The sequence below is a fragment of the Binatus sp. (SeqCode) genome, assembly GCF_049584895.1.
Taxonomy (GTDB): Bacteria; Desulfobacterota; Binatia; order Binatales; family Binataceae; genus Binatus.
This window is the reverse complement of sequence record NZ_JBAUYR010000039.1, coordinates 1-5906: the sequence shown is the minus strand read 5'-3', so window position 1 is coordinate 5906 and position 5906 is coordinate 1. Positions and strand designations below refer to the sequence as shown.

The following is a 5906-nucleotide window of genomic DNA, read 5'->3' as shown; positions in this document are numbered from 1 at the left end:
CACGCCGACTACGCCAGCAATCCGCCGCCCATCTATCCTGCTGCCGCGCGCCGGCGCGAGCAGCAAGGCACCGTCACGGTTAGAGTCCTGATCGGCGCGGACGGCTCGGTCGAGCGCGCCGAAATCGCGGATTCCTCGGGTTTCGACGCGCTCGACGACGCCGCCCTCGACACGGTCCGCTCACGATGGCGTTTTGTACCGGCCCGTCAGGGCGGGGCTGCGGTCGAAAGCTGGGTCCTGGTGCCGATCCGGTTTGCCTTGCTCGAAGCAAATGCTGTTCGTTGACCTCCGCGCCCCATCGTGCTTATCCCGATGGGCCGTGATATAAGCCCGATCCGAGGAGGAGGAAAGATGGCTCCGAAGGCATGGACTAACCTGGCGGCGGCGGGGCTGATTGTGGCGGCTGTGCTTGCGCCCTATCGCGCCCGCGCGATCGAGGTCAAAAAGGATCTCTACAACAATAGCGGTCCCGCGGGTCCGAGCGCTTCAGGTCCCGCGAAGGAAAATCCGATTCCCAAGGCAGCGGCTCAACAGCTCAGCGATACGATCGCGAGCGAATCTGACAGTTACCTCAGCGACGAGAGCGAGAAGAAATCGTCGGGCAAGACTTACGTCGATCTCGAGCATGCGAAGTTCCTGTACCTCCCAACGATGAAGGCTGGACACTGGACCGTGATCGCGAAGCTGCAGGCGGCCGAATACACGCCGTCCAAGAGTGGCGAGGGCAAGGGCAAGCCGACCGGCAAGCAGAAGATCCTGGTATTCAACTACCGGCTCGACGGCAGCAAGTGGACCGAGGTCGATCAGCCGAAATGGGAAGACGTCGATGCCGGGGGGACAGCGGCGGCCGCGAACAAATAGTCTCTTTTAGTGACGCGAATTTGCTTCGCGACAGGGCCAACAAACCCTATACGGTAAAGGTGAAGGATAAGATTCAAAGCGATCTCAAGGCCGCGATGAAGAGCGGCGACAAGCTGCGCACGATGGCGTTGCGCGGCGTGTTGTCGGAGATCTCGCGTCTCGAGAAGGATGTTCGCCGCGATCCCAACGACGCGGAAATTCTGCAGATAATCAAACGCGAGCGGGCCAAGCGCGAAGAGTCGCTCGAGTTTGCGCGCAAAGCAGCGCGCCAGGATTTGATCGATCAGAACGAGACCGAGGCGAAGATCCTCGAATCATATCTGCCCGCGGCTGCATCGGCTGATGAAGTGCGCGCGGAAATCGATGCCGCGATCGCGGCGGGCGCGTCGCAGATGGGCCCCGTCATGAAGGCACTGCGCGACAAGTTCGGCGCCGGACTCGACGGCAAGATGGCCAGCGAACTCGCCAAGGAAGCGCTCGCGAAAAAGTAAGGCGCACCTCACGCTACAACTGTCTGCGAAACAGACCCGGATATGTAACGACCATCCCTCGACGGTCGACCTCTATCTCGCGCGTGAAGTCGCTGTCGAGCGATTCGTACCGGTAGCGCTTGAGCGGCTCGAGGCATGTGTAGCGCTGCGGGTCGGTCGTCATCGTGAGCGCGGGTGCGAGAATATAGACGGTGACAATTTCGGCAGATTGCCCGGCGCGGAGCTTCAATCGGCGAATCGGCAGTGTGTTGGTGAAAGGCGTCGCGGACAGATCGATGTCGATCGCGCCCGCGAGCTTTGGCAGACGTTTTCCCGACGCGTCGGACCAGTTGCCGTTGCCGTCGCCGGCGATTTCGATTTTGCGATCGCTTCCGACCACGGCAACCTCGGCGCTTCGCACGCGCCAGGACTTGTCGCATCGAATGCGATACCGAAGCGCGAAGACCGCGTCGTCCGCCGAGCCTACGACCACAGACTCGGCGATCACTTGGCGCGCGCCTTCGCGCACAACGAGATGCTCGATTCCGTTGGCGTCCCAACTCTGCCATCGCGCGACAATCGCTTTGCTCATGGCATCAGCCTATCGCACAATTTTTCCGATGAGGCAGCAGTCGCGGCACCGCGGTTGACGCTGAAACCCTTTTCCCGGTAGCACTTGGACTCAATCCCGACTCCAAGCTCCGAGGTAAAACCACAGGAAGTCCCGGAGGTTCAGATGGCCACTGGAAAGATCGAACCGTTTCGCGTCGAGGTGCCGGTCGAAGTGCTGGCCGACCTGCGTGCTCGGCTCAGCAGCGCGCGCTTTCCCGACGAGGTCCCCGACACTGGTTGGGAGTACGGCACCAATCTCGCCTACTTGAAGGAACTGATCGAGTACTGGCGGACCAGGTACGACTGGCGTGCGCAGCAGCGCGAGATCAATCGCTTCGCGCAATTCAAGGTGAACGTCGATGGGCTCGGAATTCATTTTGTCCACGAAAAAGGCAAAGGACCGAATCCGAAACCGCTACTGCTGCTTCATGGATGGCCGGGATCAATTTACGAGTTCATGGAATTGATTCCGATGCTCACCGATCCTGCGGCGCACGGCGGAGACGCGAAGGATTCCCTCACTGTTGTCGCGCCGTCGCTGCCGGGCTACGGATTTTCGGATCATCCGCGCGCTCGCGCGATGAACATCCAGGCGATGGCGGAACTTTTTCACAAGCTGATGACAGAGACGCTCGGCTACCAGCGCTACGCGGTGCAGGGCGGAGATTGGGGCGCTGCGATCACGTCGCGAATCGGCGAAGTGCACGCGGACAGCGTCTTCGGCATCCACATTAATATGATTGCGATCGGTCCCGCCGAGGGACGCAGCGCGCCCGAGCTGACGCCTGAAGAGAAAGTGTTTCTCGGCGACCTCGAGAAATTCCGCACCGCCGAAACCGGCTACCAGTGGATTCAAGGCACCAAGCCGCAGACGCTTGCCTACGGGCTGAACGATTCACCGGCCGGACTGCTGGCGTGGATTGTCGAAAAGTTCCGCACATGGAGCGATTGTCATGGCGACGTCGAGAAGAGCTTCACGCGCGATCAGATTCTGACCAACGTGATGATCTACTGGATCACGCAGACGATTAATTCGTCGACGCGGCTGTATTACGAGGCGCGGCACCATCCGTGGCGGCTCAAGCCCGGCACGCGAATCGAGGCGCCGACGGCAGTGGCGCTGTTCCCGGGCGAGCTGGTGCGTCCGCCACGGCGATGGGCCGAGCGCGCATATAATGTGCGTCGATGGACGGTGATGCCGAAGGGCGGGCATTTCGCCGCGATGGAAGAGCCGGAGTTGCTGGCGAAGGATGTACGCGAATTCTTTCGTGAGATGAAGTGAGGGACGCCGGCTCCGTCATCCTGAGCGCAGCGAAGGATCTCGCGGGTAGCGCATACTGAGGGCGCCGGACGTAGGAACGTCCGTCGAGATTCTTCGCCGCAGCGGCTCAGAATGACGATAAGAGTTGAACAGATCGCGATCAGGCCGAGGCGGGTTCGTCGAATTTGACCAGGTCGGCGTAGAGCTTTTCGATTTCGCGGCCCAAGCGTTCGTAGCGCGCGATCAGATCGTCGGCGTCTTTGCGTTTGAGGTAGAAGTTGGGGTCGTTCATTTCAGTGGCGAGCGCGGCGCGTTCGTTTTCCTTCTGCTCGATCTCGGCTTCGATCTGTCCGCGCTGGCGCGCGATTCGTTCGCGCTTGCGAGACGCGTCGCGATCGTCTTTTGCGGGCGGCGCGGCTTTTGGCGCTTCCGTTTTTTTCTGATGCGGCGCGGTGCCGTTGTTGCCGCGAGCGTCGCGCAACTGAACAGGTGCCGTTCGGGCAGCCTGCGCTGACGGCGAGGGAGCTTCGGTCTGCGCTTTCTTTTCGAGGTATTCGTCATAGTTGCCGAGATAGCGAATCGCATGCCCCTGGCCGACTTCGAGTACCTCGGTCACCAGCTCGTTCAGGATGAAGCGATCGTGACTGACAATTATGACGGTGCCGGGAAAGCGGCGGAGCGCTTCGAGCAGCGCATCCTTCGCGACGATGTCGAGGTTGTTGGTCGGCTCGTCGAGCAGCAGGCAATTGCTCGGATGCGCGAGGACCTTGGCCAGCGCGAGACGCGCGCGCTCGCCGCCGGACAGCACTTCGACCCGCTTGTACACGTCGTCGCCCGAGAACAGCATCGCGCCGAGAATCGAACGAATCTCCGCCATCGTGCGGCCTTGCGCGCTGGCGCTGAGCTCGTCGAGCACGGTCTTTTCGTAGTTGAGCGACTCGGCGAGGTTCTGCGCGAAGTATCCGGCCTGCACGCTCGGGCCGACTATTCGTTCGCCGCCGGTCATCGGTTCGACGCCCGCCAGCAGCTTCATCATCGTGGATTTTCCCGAGCCGTTGGGACCGACGAGGGCAATTCGTGCGCCGCGCTCGATCGTCAGATCGACGCCGTCGTAAACGGTATGAGCGCCGTAGCGCTTGACCGCGCCCTTGAGCTCGAAAACGCGGCGGGTGCTGCGCTCGCATTTCGGAAACGAAATCGCGGGCGGTTTCTGCGATCCTTCGGGCGGCTCGAGGCGCTCGAGCTTGTCGAGCTGCTTGATTCTGCTTTGCACGAGGCGCGCCTTGCTCGCCTGGTAACGGAAGCGGCTGATGAAGCTCTCCATGTGCTCGATCTCTTCGCGCTGCCGCTCATACGCCGCCATCTCGAGCGCGAAGCGTTCCTCGCGCAGCACCAGGTATCGCGAGTATCCGCCGACGTATTCGGTGAGCCGCCCGCGCGACACTTCAACGGTGCGGTTGGTGACGCGGTCGAGGAAATAACGGTCATGCGAGACGAGGATGATGCCGCCTTGATATGCGACCAGATAGTCCTCAAGCCAGTTGCGCGCCTCGATGTCGAGATGGTTGGTCGGCTCGTCGAGCATCATGAAGTCGGGCGCGTCGAGCAGGAGCTTGGCGAGCGCGATGCGCATCCGGATGCCGCCGGAAAACTCGCTGACGTCGCGCGCGAGATCTTCTTCGGTGAAGCCGAGCCCGAACAGCACCGAGGTGGCGCGGCTCTCGGCGCTGTAAAAGTCGTGATGCTCGAGTTCGGTCAGCACTTCGCCCAATTCCTCGAGTGCGGCTTCGTGCGCAGGCCCCGAATGCTCGTGCGCGAGAATCTGCTCGACTTCCTTGCGACGTGCGTCGAGCGCCTGCATCCGATCGAGCGCCGACAGCGTCTCGCGCAGCACGGAGCGCCCGCCCATTTCGGGAGCGTCCTGCGCCAGGTATCCGACGCGGGTGCGTTGCGGACGGGTGATTCGGCCCGAGTCGAGCGGCACCACCTCGGCGATCATTTTGAGCAGGGTCGACTTGCCGGCGCCGTTGAGCCCGACCAGGCCGACGCGTCCGTCGTCGGCCATCGACCAGCTGACCCCGTCGAGGATCTTGCGGCCCCCGTACGACTTGGAGAGGTTGTCGAGACTAAGCATGGTGAAAGAGGTCATCTTATCAGCGCCGTTTGCGTGCCGAAAGTGACCCCCGCGCGCGGTGGTGTGGGAGGGCCTTCTCACGATACCGACAATGTGTTAGGAAATGTTACACTATGGCAAAATTCGCTCCTGGATATCCGCTGCCCAGAAGTGCCGACGAGTTCGAAAGACTCTGTCTGAAGCTTCTGCGGCGTCATTGGCAGCTTCCTCAGCTCGAGCGATTCCGCGACGCGGATCGCGCCGAAAAGGGATCAACTTAATCGAGATCAGCGGCCGTCCGCGACTCGCCGCCGTCAAGTGCGACCTGCGCGCTTCACGAAGTGAGTTGACGATTGCCGAGATCAAGGACGCTGTTGACCGGGCCGCGAGCCTGAAGCTGCCGATCGGACGCTTCGTGATCGCGACCACGGCCGCCAAGCCCGACGGCATGCAGCGTTCGTTGTTCGATCTCAACCGCGCCAACCGCAAAGACGGCATCTCGGCGATCGAAGTTCTGACGTGGGACGATCTGGAGGAGCTGCTCGACGAGTATCCTCAAATCCTCACCGACTTCGGCACCGCCGCCAAG

7 protein-coding genes are annotated in these 5906 nt (G+C 61.7%); 5 read left to right on the top strand and 2 right to left on the bottom strand.

Going from position 1 to position 5906, the window contains the following annotated elements; genetic code table 11:
- From WB650_RS07645 to WB650_RS07635, 3 genes are all read left to right on the top strand, one after another.
- Positions 1 to 285 (top strand): energy transducer TonB (locus WB650_RS07645; RefSeq protein WP_423960033.1); only part of this gene is annotated, 285 nt, incomplete at its 5' end.
- A 66-nt stretch (positions 286 to 351) separates the two neighbouring features.
- Positions 352 to 861 carry a hypothetical protein gene (locus tag WB650_RS07640; RefSeq protein ID WP_422304426.1) on the top strand — a complete coding sequence of 170 codons (510 nt, stop codon included), beginning with the start codon at positions 352 to 354 and terminating at the stop codon, positions 859 to 861.
- A 59-nt stretch (positions 862 to 920) separates the two neighbouring features.
- Complete coding sequence (locus WB650_RS07635) at positions 921 to 1352, top strand: GatB/YqeY domain-containing protein (protein WP_422304425.1); 432 nt, start codon at positions 921 to 923, stop codon at positions 1350 to 1352.
- A 13-nt stretch (positions 1353 to 1365) separates the two neighbouring features.
- Here the strand turns inward: WB650_RS07635 and WB650_RS07630 are convergent, their stop codons facing one another.
- Positions 1366 to 1923: a putative glycolipid-binding domain-containing protein gene (locus tag WB650_RS07630; protein WP_422304424.1), complete on the bottom strand. Its 558-nt coding sequence runs from the start codon at positions 1921 to 1923 to the stop codon at positions 1366 to 1368.
- Positions 1924 to 2067: 144 nt separating this feature from the next.
- Here WB650_RS07630 and WB650_RS07625 point away from each other — a divergent pair, with 144 nt between their 5' ends.
- On the top strand, positions 2068 to 3225 hold the full coding sequence (locus tag WB650_RS07625) for an epoxide hydrolase family protein (protein ID WP_422304423.1): 1158 nt from the start codon (positions 2068 to 2070) through the stop codon (positions 3223 to 3225).
- 139 nt (positions 3226 to 3364) lie between these two features.
- Here the strand turns inward: WB650_RS07625 and WB650_RS07620 are convergent, their stop codons facing one another.
- Complete coding sequence (locus WB650_RS07620) at positions 3365 to 5353, bottom strand: ABC-F family ATP-binding cassette domain-containing protein (RefSeq protein ID WP_423960029.1); 1989 nt, start codon at positions 5351 to 5353, stop codon at positions 3365 to 3367.
- 310 nt (positions 5354 to 5663) lie between these two features.
- On the opposite strand from WB650_RS07620, the gene WB650_RS07615 reads away from it, so the two are divergent.
- Positions 5664 to 5906 (top strand): hypothetical protein (locus tag WB650_RS07615; protein WP_423960028.1); only part of this gene is annotated, 243 nt, incomplete at its 3' end.

Bases quoted from the DNA above. Each gene is read 5' to 3' on its own strand.
- WB650_RS07640 (WP_422304426.1), top strand. From the start codon at position 352: ATGGCTCCGAAGGCATGGACTAACCTGGCGGCGGCGGGGCTGATTGTG.
- WB650_RS07630 (WP_422304424.1), bottom strand. From the start codon at position 1,923: ATGAGCAAAGCGATTGTCGCGCGATGGCAGAGTTGGGACGCCAACGGA.
- WB650_RS07620 (WP_423960029.1), bottom strand. From the start codon at position 5,353: ATGACCTCTTTCACCATGCTTAGTCTCGACAACCTCTCCAAGTCGTAC.
- WB650_RS07625 (WP_422304423.1), top strand. From the start codon at position 2,068: ATGGCCACTGGAAAGATCGAACCGTTTCGCGTCGAGGTGCCGGTCGAA.